This window comes from Corynebacterium sp. ACRQK, assembly GCF_022345965.1.
Taxonomy (GTDB): Bacteria; Actinomycetota; Actinomycetes; order Mycobacteriales; family Mycobacteriaceae; genus Corynebacterium.
Genome location: NZ_JAKRMU010000002.1, coordinates 43668 through 61247, shown reverse-complemented (window position 1 = coordinate 61247; position 17580 = coordinate 43668). Strand labels below are relative to the sequence as shown.

Sequence of the window (17580 nt, the reverse complement as noted above, 5' to 3'; positions counted from 1 at the left end):
CTTCCCCGGCGGCACGAAAGGCGCGCCGCCGTGTTGAGTGAGTTGTGATCGGTAGATGTCGGATGTCGGTGTGCGTTGCTTCTCCGGGAGTGGCCCTCACCTCGCGTCGGTGCCCATAGCTCCTAGAGCGAGGCCATTCCGATGGCCAGCGGTATCAAGCCGACGAAGACGAAGGCTGGGAGGAAGCAGAGGGTCAGTGGTGCCGCCAAGGCGATCAAGACCTTCTCGGCTCCGGCGGTTGCCTTGTCGGCGGCAACACGGCGGAGGTGTTCGGCCTGTTGATGCATCCCATCGGCAAGCGATGTTCCGGCGCGGGTTTGCTGCGCCGCTTGGCGGGCGATGGGGCCAAAGAGGGAATGCTCGGCCAGCGTAAGCCAGGCGTCTTTTCCTCCACCGAGGTTCAGCAGCGCCATGGCGCGGCCGAGCTCCCCTTCCCCATCGTGTTCACCGTCCTGGATTAGCTGCCCCACCCCCACGTCCCAGGCTGGCAACAATGCCTTTCCAGCACGCAGCGCAGCCGCGGAAACGTCGAGGGCGCGGGCCGCGTCCAGCGGACCCAAGGGTGTGGAGCCGGCAGGTCCGGCCCGCACACCCACTCCGCCCAGCGGTGATGTGGTCAGCGATTCGCTCAGATGCTCCGTCCACAGGATGCCGGCGCACACCAACCCCACCCCGGCCAAGAAAAGCAGTACTCCCAGCACATTCGTCAGCAGGAAAGTCAGCGTGCCCAGCCCGCTGCTCTGTCCCAACGCCACCGCGCCAACCGGAAGTGCCAGCAGCACCGTGACCGTTAGCCGCGCGCCCGCCGTCGCGGCGGTCGACTTGGAGATGTGCGCCAGCTGCGCATCAATGTCGGTCACGTGTGCCCGTGCCAGCGCTGACAACCCCACGCCGTGGCGGTGGGAAATGCCCCAAATGTGAAATAGATGGGCCAGGAATCGAGGGGTGTCGCTGCCCGGCGCGGAACTAGCAGACTCTGCGCCCGGCGCTGCGCCCAGACGCACCTTCACGCAGGCGACGTCCAGCTCGTGACGCAGCGCCTCGGACTTCAACCCCTCAGCCGCGTGCTCGACGGCTTCCAGGGGGCGGGCGCCTGCAGCTACTTCGCGGGCGATGGAATCCACCGCATCCCGCACCTCGGCTAGGTTTTTCATCTGCCGACGGGTCTTCATCATCCGCCCCACCACGATCTTGAGGGTGAAGGCCACCATCAATGCGGCCGCCACCACCGCAAGTGCTGGAATCATAGCGCTCCCCTTCCACAACCCAGCTCATCTCTGAACTCCTCAAACCCCTCACGGACGCCGTCGCGCCAGTGCCACAGCACCTCGATGCGCGCCCGCTCGTCGCCGACTAGCCGCCCGATGTGCGTCAACCGTCTTCCCTGCTCCGTGCGGGAAACATGCAATACAACGTCTATTCCGTCGATTACCTGGCGGGTCAGTGCAATCCGATCCAGCCCGGCCATCGCACCCAGCGCCTCCAGCCGCCCTGGCACACTTGCCGGGTCGTTCGCGTGGATGGTGCCCGCACTGCCCGCATGCCCAGTGTTCAGGGCGACCAGCAGGTCCGCCACTTCGGGGCCGCGGATTTCTCCCACCACGATGCGGTCGGGGCGCATGCGCAGACTCTGCTTCACCAGTGCAGTCATGGAGATCGCGCCTGCCCCTTCCGCATTGCCCTCGCGGGTCGCCAGCGCCACCACGTGAGGATGGTCGATCAGCAGCTCCGGGGTGTCCTCCACTACAAGCAGCCGCTGGTCGTAGGCCACCTCCGCCAACAATGCGGCCAGCAGGGTGGTCTTCCCCGCGCCCGTTCCGCCGCTAATGAGGATGTTCCGTCGCGCGCGAACGATCCACCGCAGCACGCCCGCCATCTCCTGACTGGCCAGGCCACCTTGCACCAGCGCATCCAGAGAGTTCTGCTGTCCTTTAATCGCGCGCAAGCTAATACAACTGCCACCCGCCGCCGGCGGAGCCAGCAACGTATGTACTCGAATTGCCTGCGCCGGTACGTCCGGCGGCAGCTGGCGCAGCACCCCGTCGGCAAAGGGCCGGGCCTCGTCCAGCCGCTCCCCGCACAGCGTCGCCATCCGCACCGCCAGGTCGCGCGCCGCCTCCGCGCCGATCTGCATCCCGTCTATGGGCTGCATGCCCTCGCCCCGATCCGCCCACACACTGCCATCCCCGTTGAGCACCACGTCCGTCACCTGCGTATCCTGCAGCGGCCCCGCCAGCGGCCCCAGCCCACTGAACTCTCGCTGCAGAGTCCGCACGTTCTCTACACTCGCCTTTCCGATCAGGTGCAGGCTGCGCGAAAGGTCGCGCTCGTCCGGCCTGCTAATCCCCTGTTCGGCCAGGTCGTCGCGCACGACCGCCAGCAGCCCGCGCTCTGGTTCCGGCTGGCTGTTCTTGTTCTTCCTTCTTAGTGACGCCACCTGCGTCTCCCCCGTCCCTGTTATCCCCTAGCTCGCGATTGGTAACGCGCAGTTGCCGACAATGTGCTGGATCTTCTCCCACACCTCGCGCACCGGCCCGCGGGCGCGGTCGTGCTTCAGCGAGCTTTCAATCCAGTACTCGGCCTCGCCTCGGTCAAGGGCGGGAGTGCACTGGTCGTCGTGGCGAATCACCGCTACGGGAACTTCGTCCATCATCATCGCGGCGACGGCTACGGAGGTGGAAGCACCGGGGACTTCCCGCAACACAATCAGCGGCTTGGTTCGGTCGTTTTCCAGCATCCGGTTCCGCAGCGCGCTTACGGCGGTCACTCCCTGGATGGTTAAAGGTGCCACTAGGATGTGCACGTCAGGTTCCCCTTCACCCCATTGCTCCTGCCATCCGGCGCTCGCGCTATCGGCCACTGGCAGGCTGCGCCCACAGTCCACCACCAGGTCATCCGCATGCATCAATCCGGCCAGCTGGCCCACGTCCAGTCCCCTGCCACCGCTGTGCGCGTCGAAAGCCGGGTAGCGGTCGGCGTAGATTACGGGAACGGCCCCGCTGTCCGCGCTGATCTTCTTTCCGCCCGCGCTGTCGAATCCGAGCATCAGTAGATGGCTGCGCAGTTGGTCGAAGTCGCAGTCGGCGGGAATCTGATTGCGGGTCAGCCCCGGTCGCCGCTCCTTACCCAGCACCAGATCCAAGCCACAGGAGTGCGGGTCGGCGTCCAGCAATACCGCGGGCCTTCCTTCGCAGGACATGTAATAAGCCAGCTGCGCCGCGAACAGACTGGACCCGGCCCCACCGACGGCGGAGCTCACTGCGATCCGCACTGCGTCATTGGATCCGATCATCTCCGCCAAGATCATCGCCCCACCGGCATCCAGGGAGGGCTCCAGCTGATCCACCCGGATCGCTCGCACCAGTCGGTGGTGGGTCAACTCGCTTTCCCTATCGCTCAGCACAATTGCCGAGTTTTGGCAGGTAAACCCGTCTTTCCGATCTAGCTCGCTGAGCAGGTTTGTCTCGAATTCCTCCGTACCATCGTGGATAATCATCGGCCGGCGGGTCACCGCCACGACCATGCGTGCCTCGTTATTCCACAGCGGATCCGCGATGTCCACGATCACCGGCCGGAGCTCTACCGGCCGCTCCCACCCCTTGTTCTTGGCTGCTGTTTTTGCCTTCTTGGCTGCTGCCTTGCTCTGCTTTACTGACTTCCCTGCTCCCATGAACCACAGGCTCCCAGCTGCGCGCTTGCAAAAGTACCCCTGGTTTTTTAGCTGTGGAAAAGTCGGGTTGGCGTCATAAAAAAGGGCCTAGACCCTGTGAATAACCCGAAACGCAAAAAGGTGAGAGTGACATAAGTGGTGCGATTTCACTAGAATGATGCATGTGAACCAGCACCAAGACCCACCGCGCGCAAAGGTCGCAAAGCGAGTTTTGGCCATTTTCGACCTCGATAAGACCATCATCGACACGTCGGCATCCCTGGCCTACCGCCGTCCGATGGCCGAACGCGGTCTGCTCAACACCGGCGAGGTGCTGAAGATGATGGCGATGCTGGGCAACTACATGCTCTCCACCCACTCCGAAGAGAGTTTGGAATCCACAAAAGAAGCCCTAACCAGGATCATCAAGGATCGCGAATCCGAACCCCTGCGTCAGGTCGCCCAAGACGCCCTGCAGGAAGTCATCACCCCATTCATCTACGCCGAAGCGCGCGAACTGATCGAATGGCACCGGAAGATGGGCCACCGCATCGCCATCGTGACCGCCTCGGCCTCCGTCATGGTGCAGCCCATCGCCAAGGAACTCGGCGTGGACCACCTCTTCGCCACCGAGCTAGAGGAAAAAGATGGGCGCTTCACCGGCGCCGTCACGCACTTCAACAAGGGGCATGCGAAAGTCGAGCGCATCCTAGAGCTCGCCCGTAAACACGGCTACGACCTGGGGCAAAGCTACGCTTATTCTGACGCCGCCACAGACATCCCCATGCTAAAGCTGGTGGGCAACCCGGTTGCTGTGAACCCGGACCGTCCCCTGAAGAAACAGGCGACGGAGGCCGAGTGGCCGATCCGCCAGTTCATCCGCCCGGAACCACTGTTCCCGCAGGCAGCGGTGATCGCCGGCGCGGGTGCCACCCTGGCTCTGCTTGGCATTGCCGCGACCGGTCTGGCGATGTGGTGGCGCGGGCGCGAGGAAGGCCACGAGGAAGGTTCAGACGAGGCCTAGCGGCAACCTTTACTTCGCGTCCGCGATCGACTTGCCCTCCAGCGACCCTTCGGACAGGCCCATGGCGTGGAAAACAATCCATTCAGCCACGCCCTCCGGGGTGCCGCTGGCGAATCCCTCGGCCTTTGCCTGGTACTCGTCGCGCCGACGGTTCCACCAGACCTCCGGCACGCCCAGGCCGCGGGGATCCAGGCCAGTGGCGACGGTAGCCAGGCGGGAGCAGGCGCGGGCGGTCACGCCGGTGGCATCCGCGAAAGGCTGCAACGCCAGCAGCTCACCGTGGATCACGGCGGACAGCACCGTCGCGTTCACCTTGGTGCCACCGGTGATGAACTTGCCCAGCAGCTGCAGGCGCGCATCCGTGGAGCGGCGGGGGCGACCCGGCACCAGGAACTCCGCATCCCCCGCGGCCTTCTGACGAAACGCCGGGTCGGACATCTGCGGGCTAGCAACCGCGTTGATACGCGCGATGATCTGCAGCGGGGCGCGCCGCCAGGTGGTCACCGTCTCCGTCACACCGTCCGGCGCCAGCAGCTCCGCGGCACGCAGGGCGCCGGCCAAGATCGGGTCCTCCACCTGGCCGTCCTCTGGCAGGCGCGGGGAACCACCGTCCAGCTGCGCCGAGGCACGCGCGCCGCGCAACACCGATTCCGCACCCGTGACATCCCAGCCACGCAGGTTGGCGGGGTGGCGGTGCAGGCGCGCCAGGTGGTCGTTGGCTTGGGCCACTGCCTCCGGCACTCCGGGCAGTTCGGCCAGTCCAGCGAGAGGGTCTTGCGCAGAATTGTCAGACATATTTAAGACAATAATGCACCCGCGCGCGCAATCTTCCCCGTGGTCTGGCAAACTAGGGGGAGTCAATTAGGTGTAACCCCCAGGAGTTTTAACAGTGAGCAACAACGATCACGATGGCATGTTCACCGACCGCGATAGCTTTAACCCGAAGGTTAATGCTATTCCGCTGTCGGACGTGGATAGCCATGCCAAGGGTCAGGCCAGCATCAGTGACCTGGTGAAGGATGCCTCCGCGCAGGTTTCCTCCCTGGTTCGTTCCGAGGTCGAGCTGGCAAAGACCGAGATCGCTACTTCCGCCAAGAAGGCCGGCATCGGCGTGGGCCTGTTCGGCGCTGCCGCCATCATCCTGGCCTACAGCTCCTTCTTCCTCTTCTTCACCATCGCCGAGGCACTGGATACCTTCATGTGGCGTTGGGCGGCCTTCCTGGTCGTCTTCCTGTTCATGCTGGTTCTGGTTGCCATCCTGGCTCTGGTTGGACTGAAGCAGGTCAAGGGCGTGAAGAAGCCGGAGAAGACCATCGAGTCCGTCGGCGAGCTGAAGACCGTTATCCCGCAGAAGGGCAACAGCTCTTCCTCCGCGCGCCAGCCGGGAATGTACACCTAAATCCCCCGCGCGCCTGAGATGACTTCCGAAGATTCTCACGCTGCAGATCCGCACACCCCGCATGCCACCTTCGTGCATTCGCGGGGTGTGCGTCTTCGCGTAGACGTACAAGGCTCCCGCAACGCACCATTGGTGCTGCTGATCCACGGTTTCGGCGGTGGCGCTTTCGACTGGCGCCCGCTGATGCAGCAACTCGCGGGTGAGCATCTGCGCCTGGCCGCCGTGGATCTGCGCGGCTATGGCCGCTCGGATAAGACCCCGCGCGGTTACGACCTCACCACCGCCGCCAGCGACATGGCTGGGGTGATCCGCGGCCTGGGGCACACCACCGCCACCGTCGTTGGCCACGGCTACGGCGGCATGGTCGCCTGGACTTTGGTGGCTCACAACCCGGAGCGCGTCCGTAGCTTCGTAACCCTTTCCGCCATCAATCCGCTGCTGCGTTTCCGCCGGATCCTGATCCAACCGTTCTCGCAGCCGCACTTCGCTCACCGTCTGCTGTCCGCTCAGCTACCGCGCCTTCCGGAGCGCAAGCTGTTGGCCGATAACGCCGCGGCGGCCGAAAAGATCTTTAGGGCGGGTGTAGCCCCGGGTTTTAGGGATACGGACGCCTACTTCCGCAGCGCCGCACTCCGCCGCGAAGCGATGCAGGTGGATAAAGTGGCGCACCTTTCCTGCGAGTACCTGCGCTGGCCTTTCCGCAGCCGCTTCCGACCCGAGGCAATACGCTTCGAGCGGACCTTCCCTGCGACCACGCCGGTGCCGCTGCTGGCGGTGGACGGCAGCATGGATCCCATCTACGACGAATCCCTGGCACAAAAGTCCGCCCAGAAGGCCGATACCGCCGAGCACAAGGTGCTTTTCGGCGTGGGGCACTACCCGCACGTGGAGGATCCGCCGTGCGTCGCGGAGCTGCTCCGCGAGCACCTGCGCATTTAAAGTCGCTATTCCGCCACGCAGGCGCCCGTCGCCGGGCTGCCTTGGTGCGAAGTTACGTCCCCGACGTGCTTCATGACTTCTTCCCTGGTTAGGGCGTAGCCGGTGTCCTCCTCGTTGATGTCGGCACCAAACACGACTCCCAGCACGTGGCCGTCCTTGTCGATCAGCGGGCCGCCGGAATTGCCCTGCACCACGGCACCGCGCAGCGAATACGCCTCGCGCTCCACCCGCTCATCCGCATAGATGTTTGGACCGCTGACCACGAACTTCTCGCGGATGCGGGCAGGGGTGGCCTTAAACGGCCCGCCGTTGGGGTAGCCCATGACGATCGCGTCCTGGCCCTGCTGCCCCTCACCTTCGGCCCACTTCATCGGCACAAAGGGCAGGTTCTCGCTACGGAGCAGGGCGATGTCCACCTGCGGGTTGTAGTACACCACCCGTGCTTCACGCGGGCCGTCCTTCGTCATCAGCGTGACCTCGTTAGTTCCGGCTACCACGTGCGCGTTAGTCATCACCGTATCCTCGGCAACCACCCAGCCGGTGCCCTGCAGCATCCGGCTGCACTGTTCCGCCTGACCAACCACGCGCAGCACACTGTCACGGGTGTTCTGCACCGCCGGGGATCGCATCAGCGCGTTGTCCGGCGGGTCGACCTCCGCGGTAGGCAGATTCTCCATCGGGTCGGCGATCATCGGGAAACCCGAGTCGTTGATCAGCTGCGAGGTCTGCGCGGGCAGCTGCTTGAACCACACCGGGGCGGCGTTGCCCACCGCGCTGAGGATCTTGCTTCCCTTGATCGTCTTTCCAAAGCCGCCGACGTTCCCGGTGGCGATCAGCACGAGGATCAACCACACGATCAGCAGCGTTGTAAAAACCTGCACGATGGAACCGACGACGGAATCCGCCCTTAGGGCCTCCCGTGTGCGGATATTATCCCGCAGTTTCGCGCCTATGCCGGAGCCGATGGCGTAGCAGATCACCACCACGACAGTCACGGTGAGCAGTGCTGCGAAGAAGCGTGCGCTGGCGCTATCAGGCACTTTATCCTCGGCAAAGTGCACGGCGACCGGAATCAGTTTCAGACCCAAGTAGCCGCCCAGGGCCACCCCGACGAAGCTCAGCGTGGCGCTAAAACCGCCTTGCCGGTACCCGGAGATCGCCGCGCCGAGGCAAACGAACACCAGCACAATGTCAAGGATCATCGACCCCGTCGCTCCGCTCAAGGTGCGCCTCCGTTTCTGCCCATCTCGTTGGCCCTGTCGAACCCTTCCCGCATCTCGCTGAGTGCCTCGCCATTGGCGGAACCGGCCAGCGTCTCGAAGAGGTTCCACGGCCCCTCGGCACCGCTATCGCCGCCACTGGACCAGGGTTCCTCCCAGCCCGCACGGCGCAGCAGGGCGCTGATCACCCCACCGGTGAAGCCCCACAGAACCAGCGGGTTTTTCTCGCCGATGTGCAGGTTCCAGGCCGGCCCGCGCCAGCCGGCAAAGCCCACCTCGAAGCGCCGCTCCGGGTTCACTAGCTCGCCCAGGGGGTAGGGCTCGACCCAATCGTTTTCGGTTGTAGGGCAGCTTACCGCATGGGGTTGACGCCACCACGCCACCACCGGCACCACTGCGAAATTTGAACGATCAATATAGATCGGCTGTAGCACTGCAAACGGCTCCACGGTATCCGGGTTCAGCCCCGTTTCCTCCTGGGCCTCCCGCAGGGCGGTCTCCACCGGCCCGGCGTCGGATTCCTCCAAACGCCCGCCGGGGAAGGCCACCTGCCCACTGTGGTTGCGCATGGTCGGCGCGCGGTGGGTCAAAAGCATGGTTGCGTCGGCGGGGATGGCCTGCCTGCCTATTGTTCCGGCGGGGCGGGAGAAGGTGGCGTCTCCAGAAAGAAGAACCAGCACCGCCGAATAGCGTGGCGGGCGGCCGTGCTCGTCGACCTCCGGCACGATCCGGGCGGAATCGTTGAGGTACTGGTGGATGTCCACCTCGCGGCAGTTGCGGGCGAAGTCGCGCAGCCATTCGGGTAGGTCGGCGGGCATCTCCGGCTGTTTCTGCATGCGTGCGAGCCACCGATCTAGGTGGTTGTTCGGCTGCGAACGCGATCTGGTCATAGAACCTCCTGCACCGCCTTTTCCATTTCTTCGGAACTGCGGAAGGTCTGCGCGTACAGGTGCGCGCGAGTGCCGTCCGGGTTATAGACCACAGTCAACGGCACCACCTTTGGCAGGTTCGCCGCGGAGTCGAAGGTGTGGTTGGAATCCTGGAAGCTGGGCAGCTTATCCACCTCCAGGTCGCGCAGCATGTCCGCACCGGCCTGCCCCTTGGCATCCAGGTGGACTCCCACGACATTCCACTCGGGGTGCTGTTCGGCGAGTTCTTGCAGCACCGGCAGTTCCTCGCGGCATGGGGCGCACCACCAGGCCCAGACGTTCACGACCGCGGGCTTGCCCGCCAGGCGTTCAGCCAGGGAGGTCTGCGACTCGCCTACACTGCCCTCTGTCAGGCACGGAAGGTACACGTCCTTCAGCTCCGCCTTGGGGCTCACGGTCACCTCACCTTCACCCTCTGGGCAGCGGACCTCGTTCGCTACCTCGACAGGCCCGTTGTCTGCTGGGGCCGAGGGGGTGCCATCCTCCACAGAAGAAGTAGGCGCACTTGCGTCGTCCGTAGAATCATCGCGCAACGCGGCAATCAGCGGCACGCAAAGAATCGCGATGCCAATAACCAGCGTGACCGCGATGATGATCGCGCGCGTGCGGGCGGAGTGTTCGACAGGTGCAGACATAACGAAGAATCAGTCTACCTGGCCGCCTACCCCAAACCCCGCCATTTCTAGCAGGTGGTCGCGGTCGTCGGACTTAATCATTGTTGACGCCACCTCAGGGTCAGCCGGTCCCGCCATCCCGAAGCTAGGGCACTGCCCCGCCAAAAAGCAGGCGCCGCAGGCCGCCCTGCGCGAGTGGCAGATCCGGCGACCGTGGAAGATCGCCCGGTGGGAATAGAGGGTCCATTCCTTGCGCTCGATTAGCTCCATGAGGTCGCGCTCGACCTGCACTGGGTCGTCGTGTTCCGTGAGCTTCCAGCGGCGAGCCAGGCGCCCCAGGTGCGTATCCACGGTAATGCCCGGCACCCCAAAGGCGTTTCCCAGTACCACGTTTGCGGTTTTGCGCCCCACACCGGGGAGCATCACCAATTGCTCGAGGGTGCCGGGGACTTCACCACCGTGCTTTTCCACGATGGCCTGGCCGAGGCCCACGATGCTCTTCGCCTTCGAACGGTAGAATCCGGTGGATTTGATGAGCTGCTCGACATCCTCGAGGTTCGCCTCCGCGTAGTCGGCGGCTGTGGGGTAGCGGCGGAACAGTGCAGGGGTGACGGCATTGACGCGCTTATCGGTGCACTGTGCGGACAGGACGGTGGCCACCAGCAACTCAAGGGGATTGTTAAAATCCAGCTCGCAGTGTGCGCCTGGGTAGGCATCGGCGAGCATGCGGTTAATCTTCCGAGCGCGGCGCTTACGACCCAACGGGGTTTCCTTACCCTTTGCAGCAATGTGCGCGCCGATGCGCGGCAGGGTTGGCTGGCTAGGATGGCTGGACTGGGCAATGTGGCGAGTCATAGAACCTTCCACTTCGACGAAAAAGAAGCTCTGCGAGCAAAAGCGGCAGCTTATAATATTTTCAAATGTACCTTCACCCCGAATCGTGCTGTGACATAGTTGGGTATGATCTAAGCAAAGAGACGAACGATACATATTTGGCGTGATGTACGCTACACAGGTGAGGTGGCCACCCGCGCCACCGCGATGCCAGAAACGGAAGTGAAACTAAGGATGGCAGAAGTATCCGACATACTATCGAGGGCAGGCATCTTCCAGGGTGTTGAACCCACCGCAGTACGCACCCTCATCGAGCAACTGGATACCGTCAATTTTCCTCGTGGCACCACCATCTTCGACGAGGGCGAACCGGGCGACCGGCTGTACATCATCATCAGCGGCAAAGTGAAGCTCGCCCGCCACTCGGTGGATGGGCGCGAGAACCTGCTGACCGTCATGGGCCCCTCCGACATGTTCGGCGAGCTGTCCATCTTCGACCCAGGTCCGCGCACCTCGTCCGCCATCTGCGTGACGGAGCTGCACGCGGCGACGATGGACTCCACGATGCTGCACAACTGGATCAGCGAGCACCCGGAGATCGCCGAACAGCTGCTGCGCGTGCTGGCCCGCCGCCTGCGCCGCACCAATAATTCCCTGGCAGACCTTATTTTCACGGATGTTCCCGGCCGCGTAGCCAAGGCCCTGCTGCAACTGGCGAACCGTTTCGGCACCCAGGAGGGTACCGCTCTGCGTGTGCACCACGACCTTACTCAGGAGGAGATCGCCCAGCTGGTCGGCGCCTCCCGCGAAACCGTGAACAAGGCGCTAGCAGAGTTTGCCCATCGCGGCTGGATCCGCCTGGAGGGCAAGTCCGTGCTTATCTCCGATACTGAGCGCCTGGCCAAGCGCGCCCGCTAGACAGAAAGCCGGTCGCTAGGCTCCGCTAGTCTGCACTAGTCCTCGTCGCCGCGCAGGAAGCGCAGCGTCACGCGCGTGGACTGCGCCGCAGCATCACGCAACACCGGATCCACATCCGTGTAGATCTCATCGACAATCTCGTTCACCGAAGCGTCATCACCCAGCTTCTTCAGGGCATCCTTGACTTGCTCCAGGCGCTGCTCGCGACGGTCGATGTACTTCTGTGCAACCTCCGCCAGGTTCGGTAGATCCGGGCCGTGGCCAGGCAGCAACGGCTTATCCTGGCCACGCTCGCGCAGCTTGGCTAGGGTCTCCAGGTAAGCACCCAAGTCACCGTCGGTCTCCGAGATCATGGTGGTGTGGCGACCGGCGAGGGTATCGCCGGTGAGAATGCCCTCCACGTCGGAATCGTCAGTGCCGCCATTGGAGTGAATAAAGAAGGCAACGCAGTCGGAAGTGTGGCCCGGGCAGTGGACTACCTCGATGGTGGGGGTAAGTCCCTCGAAGGAGATGATCTCCCCATCCTTCAGCTCGTCGGCTGCGATGCAGTACTGCTTATCGAAAGCGCGAACCGGCACACCGGAAATCTGGCGGAAGCGCTGCGCGCCGTTGGCGTGGTCGGCGTGGCGGTGGGTCAGCAGCACAACGCCAATCTCCGCACCGCCCTCGGTGGCCTTGGTATTCAGCACATTCAGGTGACCCTCGTCCTGCGGACCCGGATCCACCACAACGGATACTGTGTCGTTTTCTCCCCTAATCACCCAGGAGTTCGTGCCCTCCAGAGCGGCGTAGCTAGGGTTCGGCGCGAGAACGACGCCGACGTTAGGGGTTACTGGACGTAGTTGACTATAAGCGGGGTGCTTCATGCCTCCCAGTGTAGATCGAACCGCGAAATTATGCGCTGATCTGCGCGACGATCTCTACCTCTACGGGGGCATTCAACGGCAGTGCGGCCACACCGACTGCGGCGCGGGCATGCACTCCGGCTTCACCAAAGATTTCGCCCAATAGTTCGGAGGCGCCGTTGATCACGCCTGGTTGCCCACCAAAGTCTGCGGTGGAGGCTACGAATCCATTGACCTTCACGATCCGCTCGATATTATCGATCCCCACCAGGTCGTCGATCGCGGCAATGGCGTTCAGCGCGGCGGTACGGGCGGCGTCATAGGCCTGCTCCTCGGTCACCTCAGCGCCGACCAGCCCCGTGACGGGCAGCTTGCCGTCCACAAAAGGCAGCTGACCAGAGGTGTAGACGATATTTCCACTGCGTACGGCCGGCACATAGGCGGCGACGGGTGCTGCTACCGGCGGTAGCTGCAGGCCGAGTTCTTCTAGTTTCTGGCGAAAGTTCTGCTGTGCCATTTTGTTGCCCTACTGCTCCAGCGGGCGCTTCATGTAGGCAACATGCTGCTCACCGGTCGGCCCAGGAAGTACGGAAACGAGCTCCCAGCCATCCTGTCCCCAGTTATCCAGGATTTGCTTAGTGGCGTGAGTGAGCAGCGGTACGGTTACATATTCCCAGTTAGTCATGGGAACTACCTTAGTGGTTACTTCTTGGCCGCGCTGGCAGCCTCGAGCTGGCCTGCGAAGAAGTCCGCCCAGCTGGTGATCTCGGGGTGCTTGCGCAGCAGCGCACGGCGCTGGCGCTCGGTCATGCCACCCCACACACCGAACTCCACCTTGTTATCCAGAGCGTCGGCACGGCACTGCAGCACGACGGGGCAGTGACGGCAGATGGCCACGGCCTTGCGCTGGGCGGCACCCTTTACAAAGAGCTCATCCGGATCCACGTTGCGGCAGTGCGCCTGAGTGATCCACTCGCCGCGGTTGTTAAAGGACTCGCGGGTCGTGACTTGTTCAGCAGGCTGGCAGGTCGGCTTGGAGCCGCTGTTCACCTTCGTGCGGGCAAGCGATGCAGTCATTGTCTTCCTCCGAAACGTGCCTCCAGCAGGGGCGGCCCTCGCGCCTTGTGCGTCGGTTGTCGTTTGGTACCGCCAACTGCCGTAGAGGCTTGCTGTAGCAGTAATTTTATTCACACGTTTTTAGAAGTGTCGAATAGGTCACACTTTGGGGGTAACTGATATCCACGCGACATTTCTTAAGTATGGATTCAATCGACCAGCGAAAACTGTAGATCTGCTACCTGCCCCACGATCTTTTCTTTTTGACGCCCTCACAATCTCGCTGGTCAGCCCATCACCAAATCGTGTTGCGCGTCACATTAGGAACTTTTCCCAAAACTGCAACAAGGCGAATTTTCTCCACTAAGGTGCATAAAACTGCAAAGGGGGTGATCACCCCCGGTGGCTGACGTGAAGGCGTCACAAAGAAAGGGCAAAAAGGCTAAAGGGTTGTCCGGGGCGTGGGCTATGGTGATAGCCGTGGAAGCACCGAAGGCATTTCTCAAACTTTTCCTCGCCATCCTGGCCGGTGGCGTGCTGCTGGCCGCCGCCATTCTGCCCTTTGCGGGCGCGGGCGGCTGGGTGGTCAACGCCAGCACGGACGCGATGAACTCCAATGCGCAGGACATCTCCGAGAACAACACGGTGCCACTGCGCTCGCGGATCACCGACCGGGATGGCAAGACGATCGCCTGGGTATACAACCAGAATCGCACCGAAGTGCCCTCGGACAAGATCTCCCAAGCGATGAAGGACAGCATCGTTGCCATCGAGGATCGGCGCTTCTACCAGCACAAGGGCGTGGATATCCGCGGCACCATGCGCGCGGCGGCGGCAAACGTCTCCAGCGGTGGGGTCTCGGAAGGCGCGTCGACGATCAATCAGCAGTACGTGAAGAACTACCTGTGGTTGATCGAAGCGGAGAACGAAGACGAGGCCGCCCAGGCCATTGAAACTTCGCTGCCCCGCAAGCTGCGCGAAATGAAGATGGCCGGTGACCTGGACGAAAAGCTGACTAAGAACGAGATCCTGACGCGCTACCTAAACCTGGTCTCCTTCGGCAACAGCGCCTTTGGCGTGCAAACCGCGGCGCAGACCTACTTCGGGGTAAACGCGGCGGACCTAGATGACAATCAGTCGGCTTTCCTGGCCGGAATCGTGCAATCCACCAGTGCTCTGAACCCGTACACCAACCCGGAGGGTGCGAAGCAGCGGCGCGATGCCGTGCTGCAGGCACGCGTGAACGCGGGCAGTCTGTCGCAGGCTAAGGCAGACGAGCTTGCAAGCAAGCCGCTGGGCGTGCTGAAGGAGCCCAAGGTTCCCGCCAACGGCTGCATCGGCGCCGGCGGCTCCGGGTTCTTCTGTGATTACGTGATGGAGTACCTGGACAAGAAGGGAATCTCCAAGGACGAGGTAGCCAAGGGCGGCTACACGATCCGCACCACACTGGATGCGCAGGCGCAGAAACAAGCAGAACAGGCTGCCCGCAGCAAGGTTTCCCCAGACCAGGAGGGAGTATCCGCCGCGACGAACTACATCACCCCCAAGGATGGCAAGCACCAGGTGGTGGCCATGGCCACCTCGCGCAAGTATGGCCTTAGCCAAGACGAGCGGGAATCCGTGCTACCTCTACCCCACTCGCTGCAGGGACACGGCGCCGGTTCCGTGTTCAAGATCTTTGCGGCCGCTGCAGCGCTGGAAGACGGCATGGGCCTCAACACCAACCTTGCCGTGCCCACCCGCGCCGAGGTTGAAGGTATGGGTGCAGGTGGCGCGCCCGGCTGTCCACCGAACAAGTACTGCGTGGAAAATGCAGGCTCCTACAAGCCCAACATGACTTTGAAGGAAGCGCTGGCGACCAGTCCGAACACCCCCTTCATCGAGATGGCGGAGAAGCTGGGCATGGAGCGCATTACGGACATTGCCATCAAGCTGGGTCTGCGTTCCTACAAGAACGAGGGCAGCTTCGACGGCGAGAACTCCGTGGAGGAGTACGTCAAGGACAACAACCTCGGCTCCTTCGTGTTGGGCCCCACGGCCGTCGACCCGCTGGAGCTTTCCAACGTGGCCGCCAGCCTGGCCGACCACGGCCGCTGGTGCGAACCCACGCCCGTGCTGTCCGTAAAGGACCGCAATGGCAAGAAGGTAAAAATGGAGAAGGCGGACTGCGAGCAGGCCATCGACAAGAAGATCGCCGATGCGCTGGCAAACGGCCTGGGCAGCGACGTGCAGCAGGGCACTGCCTCTGCTTCCGCCCGTGCGGCGGGCTGGAGCGGACCGCTGTCCGCCAAGACTGGTACAACGGAAACCAGCTTCTCCGCCGCGTTCCTGGGCTTCACCTCTGGCTGGGCCGGATCTTCCTACATCTTTAACGACGGTGGCACCGCTAAGAACCTGTGCACCGCGCCCGTGCGCCAGTGTGGCAAGGGCAACCTCTATGGCGGTAACGAGCCCGCGCAGATCTTCTTTGAGGCTTCAAAACCAATGGTTAAGAAGTACGGCGGAGGCAAGCTGCCTTCCTACGACAAGAAGTACGACGCAGGCACGAACCCCGGCAAGTGGGGCGCGCCCGCATCCACCGGCGGATCGGGTGGTGGCGCCTCGAGTGGCGGCAACTCCGCACCCGCCCCGCAGGGACCACAGGCTCAAGAGGAGCTGGACCTCCCGCCGGAGATCCGCCGCGGCCTCGCCGACCTCGATGACTTCCTGAGCCAGCTCCGCTAGCCCATTAGCTCCGCCACGCGTGGCGCACGGCGGGTATGTCCCACCCACGGGCGAAACGATACCCTGGGAAGCGTGAAGAACAATCGTCGGGACTCCCCAGCGAACTCGCCAGCCCAGCCCCGCAAACGTCTGCTCAGCCCCACCAACGTGCTGAAAAGCGCGCTCGGAATTGGGGCGGCCGGCGCGGCGGTCGCTGCGGCGTCATATAAAGAAACCCTAAAATTCCAGCTTCACGAGGTAACAGTGCCGCTGCTTGAGCCCGGCACGCTACCCAGCGATTGGGATAGCTTCCGGCTGCTGCACGTCAGCGACCTGCACATGCTGGACAAGCAGCAGCAAAAGCAGGAATGGGTCGCCGCGCTGGACCGCCTGGACCCGGACCTGGTGGTCAACACGGGCGACAACCTCGGCGAGGAGGACGGCGTGCCGGGAGTACTCCGCGCGCTCGGGCCACTACTGGAACGCCCCGGAGTGTTCGTGTTCGGCAGCAACGATTACTTCGCACCGCGCCCCGTGAACCCCTTCATCTACCTGCTGGGCAAGAAGCGCAAGCCCTCCCAGGTGCAGCTGCCATGGAAGGGGATGCGCGCGGCCTTCATCGAACGCGGCTGGCACGACGCCTCGAACGCCACCGTCGAGTTCGCCATCGACCCCGCTGCGACGGGCTCCCTGACCAGCCCGTCGAAAATCAAATTGGCTATCGCGGGCGTGGACGACCCTCACCACGATCTGGACGATTACTCGCGGATCGCGGGGCGCCCTAATAGTGACGCCGACCTGGCCATCGGGCTGAGCCACTCCCCCGAACCGCGCATTCTGGACCGCTTCGCAGCCGATGGATACCAGCTGGTGCTGAGCGGCCACACGCACGGTGGGCAGCTATGCCTGCCGGGTGGGCGCGCCATTGTGACGAACTGCGGCATCGACAGGAGTCGAGTACGCGGGCTTTCCCGCTGGACCGAGCGCATGTGGCTGCATGTGACCAACGGGCTGGGCAGCTCTAAGTACGTGCCTTTCCGCATTTTCTGCCGACCGTCGGCGACGTTGATCCACATTGTGGAGAAGCCGGCGGAGTAGCTGGGTAGTCCTGGCTGGTTCCCGCGAGGGCGGGGTTGCTGGGGCATTAAAAGGCCCGGTACGCTGCCATTTTGAAAAATTCCCCCTGTGCGGGCTATAGTAATTCGAGTTGCAGCCGTTGGCTTTGCACAGTTCGCAAAACTAACGTGCCGCTCCAGACCGGGATATGGCGCAGCTTGGTAGCGCACCTCGTTCGGGACGAGGGGGTCGCAGGTTCAAATCCTGTTATCCCGACCATTGGAACCCGCTGGTACCGAAAGGTGCTGGCGGGTTTCGTCTTTGCGGGAAATCTCGCACAGCACCTCCCCAGCAAATCCCCTGCACACGCGGACACCAGGCCGAGCACCCCGAA

General features: G+C 63.2%; 18 protein-coding genes and 1 tRNA gene. 7 read left to right on the top strand and 12 right to left on the bottom strand.

Annotation, left to right across the window (positions count from 1 at the left end; genetic code table 11):
* Positions 1-122: 122 nt before the first annotated feature.
* The 3 genes from MHX63_RS03070 to MHX63_RS03060 are packed head-to-tail and all read right to left on the bottom strand — an operon-like array spanning position 123 to position 3670.
* The gene (locus tag MHX63_RS03070; protein WP_239387200.1) at positions 123-1247 is read right to left on the bottom strand and encodes a type II secretion system F family protein; all 1125 of its coding nucleotides are present in this window, start codon (positions 1245-1247) and stop codon (positions 123-125) included.
* Positions 1244-2437, bottom strand: coding sequence for a TadA family conjugal transfer-associated ATPase (locus MHX63_RS03065; RefSeq protein ID WP_239387199.1), 1194 nt, complete (start codon positions 2435-2437; stop codon positions 1244-1246). The genes MHX63_RS03070 and MHX63_RS03065 overlap by 4 nt, the downstream gene beginning before the upstream one ends.
* A gap of 27 nt (positions 2438-2464) precedes the next feature.
* Positions 2465-3670, bottom strand: coding sequence for a hypothetical protein (locus MHX63_RS03060; protein ID WP_239387198.1), 1206 nt, complete (start codon positions 3668-3670; stop codon positions 2465-2467).
* Positions 3671-3827: 157 nt separating this feature from the next.
* On the opposite strand from MHX63_RS03060, the gene MHX63_RS03055 reads away from it, so the two are divergent.
* A complete protein-coding gene (locus MHX63_RS03055; protein ID WP_239387361.1) occupies positions 3828-4673 on the top strand; it encodes an HAD family phosphatase in 846 nt (281 codons plus the stop codon).
* Positions 4674-4682: 9 nt separating this feature from the next.
* Here MHX63_RS03055 and MHX63_RS03050 read toward each other — a convergent pair whose 3' ends face one another.
* Complete coding sequence (locus MHX63_RS03050) at positions 4683-5468, bottom strand: oxidoreductase (protein WP_239387197.1); 786 nt, start codon at positions 5466-5468, stop codon at positions 4683-4685.
* Positions 5469-5562: 94 nt separating this feature from the next.
* Between MHX63_RS03050 and MHX63_RS03045 the strand changes: the two genes are divergently transcribed.
* Together MHX63_RS03045 and MHX63_RS03040 are read left to right on the top strand one after the other, a co-directional pair.
* Positions 5563-6072 carry a phage holin family protein gene (locus MHX63_RS03045; RefSeq protein ID WP_239387196.1) on the top strand — a complete coding sequence of 170 codons (510 nt, stop codon included), beginning with the start codon at positions 5563-5565 and terminating at the stop codon, positions 6070-6072.
* Between the two features lie 18 nt (positions 6073-6090).
* Positions 6091-7011, top strand: a complete 921-nt coding sequence (locus MHX63_RS03040) for an alpha/beta fold hydrolase (RefSeq protein WP_239387195.1) — start codon at positions 6091-6093, stop codon at positions 7009-7011.
* Positions 7012-7016: 5 nt separating this feature from the next.
* Here MHX63_RS03040 and MHX63_RS03035 read toward each other — a convergent pair whose 3' ends face one another.
* Genes MHX63_RS03035 through nth form a run of 4 tightly spaced genes read right to left on the bottom strand, consistent with a single transcriptional unit; the run spans position 7017 to position 10629 of the window.
* Positions 7017-8234: a MarP family serine protease gene (locus MHX63_RS03035; RefSeq protein ID WP_239387194.1), complete on the bottom strand. Its 1218-nt coding sequence runs from the start codon at positions 8232-8234 to the stop codon at positions 7017-7019.
* The gene (locus MHX63_RS03030) at positions 8231-9121 is read right to left on the bottom strand and encodes a CoA pyrophosphatase (RefSeq protein WP_239387193.1); all 891 of its coding nucleotides are present in this window, start codon (positions 9119-9121) and stop codon (positions 8231-8233) included. Before MHX63_RS03030 ends, MHX63_RS03035 begins: the two co-directional genes overlap by 4 nt.
* Positions 9118-9795, bottom strand: a complete 678-nt coding sequence (locus MHX63_RS03025; protein ID WP_239387192.1) for a TlpA disulfide reductase family protein — start codon at positions 9793-9795, stop codon at positions 9118-9120. The genes MHX63_RS03030 and MHX63_RS03025 overlap by 4 nt, the downstream gene beginning before the upstream one ends.
* A 9-nt stretch (positions 9796-9804) precedes the next feature.
* Positions 9805-10629 (bottom strand): endonuclease III, encoded by an 825-nt coding sequence (gene nth, locus MHX63_RS03020; protein WP_239387191.1) that lies wholly within the window; start codon positions 10627-10629, stop codon positions 9805-9807.
* 213 nt (positions 10630-10842) lie between these two features.
* On the opposite strand from nth, the gene glxR reads away from it, so the two are divergent.
* A complete protein-coding gene (gene glxR, locus MHX63_RS03015) occupies positions 10843-11526 on the top strand; it encodes a CRP-like cAMP-activated global transcriptional regulator GlxR (RefSeq protein WP_239387190.1) in 684 nt (227 codons plus the stop codon).
* 35 nt (positions 11527-11561) lie between these two features.
* Here the strand turns inward: glxR and MHX63_RS03010 are convergent, their stop codons facing one another.
* From MHX63_RS03010 to MHX63_RS02995, 4 genes are read right to left on the bottom strand one after another with little or no spacing between them, the layout of a single operon-like run.
* A complete protein-coding gene (locus tag MHX63_RS03010; RefSeq protein ID WP_239387189.1) occupies positions 11562-12392 on the bottom strand; it encodes an MBL fold metallo-hydrolase in 831 nt (276 codons plus the stop codon).
* A gap of 28 nt (positions 12393-12420) precedes the next feature.
* Entirely contained in the window at positions 12421-12888 is a 468-nt protein-coding gene (locus MHX63_RS03005) for a RidA family protein (protein ID WP_034984519.1), read from the bottom strand.
* Between the two features lie 9 nt (positions 12889-12897).
* The gene (locus tag MHX63_RS03000) at positions 12898-13056 is read right to left on the bottom strand and encodes a DUF4177 domain-containing protein (RefSeq protein WP_011274258.1); all 159 of its coding nucleotides are present in this window, start codon (positions 13054-13056) and stop codon (positions 12898-12900) included.
* 17 nt (positions 13057-13073) lie between these two features.
* Positions 13074-13448 (bottom strand): WhiB family transcriptional regulator, encoded by a 375-nt coding sequence (locus tag MHX63_RS02995; protein ID WP_011274259.1) that lies wholly within the window; start codon positions 13446-13448, stop codon positions 13074-13076.
* A 447-nt stretch (positions 13449-13895) separates the two neighbouring features.
* On the opposite strand from MHX63_RS02995, the gene MHX63_RS02990 reads away from it, so the two are divergent.
* From MHX63_RS02990 to MHX63_RS02980, 3 genes are all read left to right on the top strand, one after another.
* The gene (locus MHX63_RS02990; protein ID WP_255710308.1) at positions 13896-16151 is read left to right on the top strand and encodes a transglycosylase domain-containing protein; all 2256 of its coding nucleotides are present in this window, start codon (positions 13896-13898) and stop codon (positions 16149-16151) included.
* Between the two features lie 129 nt (positions 16152-16280).
* A complete protein-coding gene (locus MHX63_RS02985) occupies positions 16281-17228 on the top strand; it encodes a metallophosphoesterase (protein ID WP_255710306.1) in 948 nt (315 codons plus the stop codon).
* Positions 17229-17388: 160 nt separating this feature from the next.
* Positions 17389-17465 (top strand) — tRNA-Pro (locus tag MHX63_RS02980).
* Positions 17466-17580 lie beyond the last annotated feature (115 nt).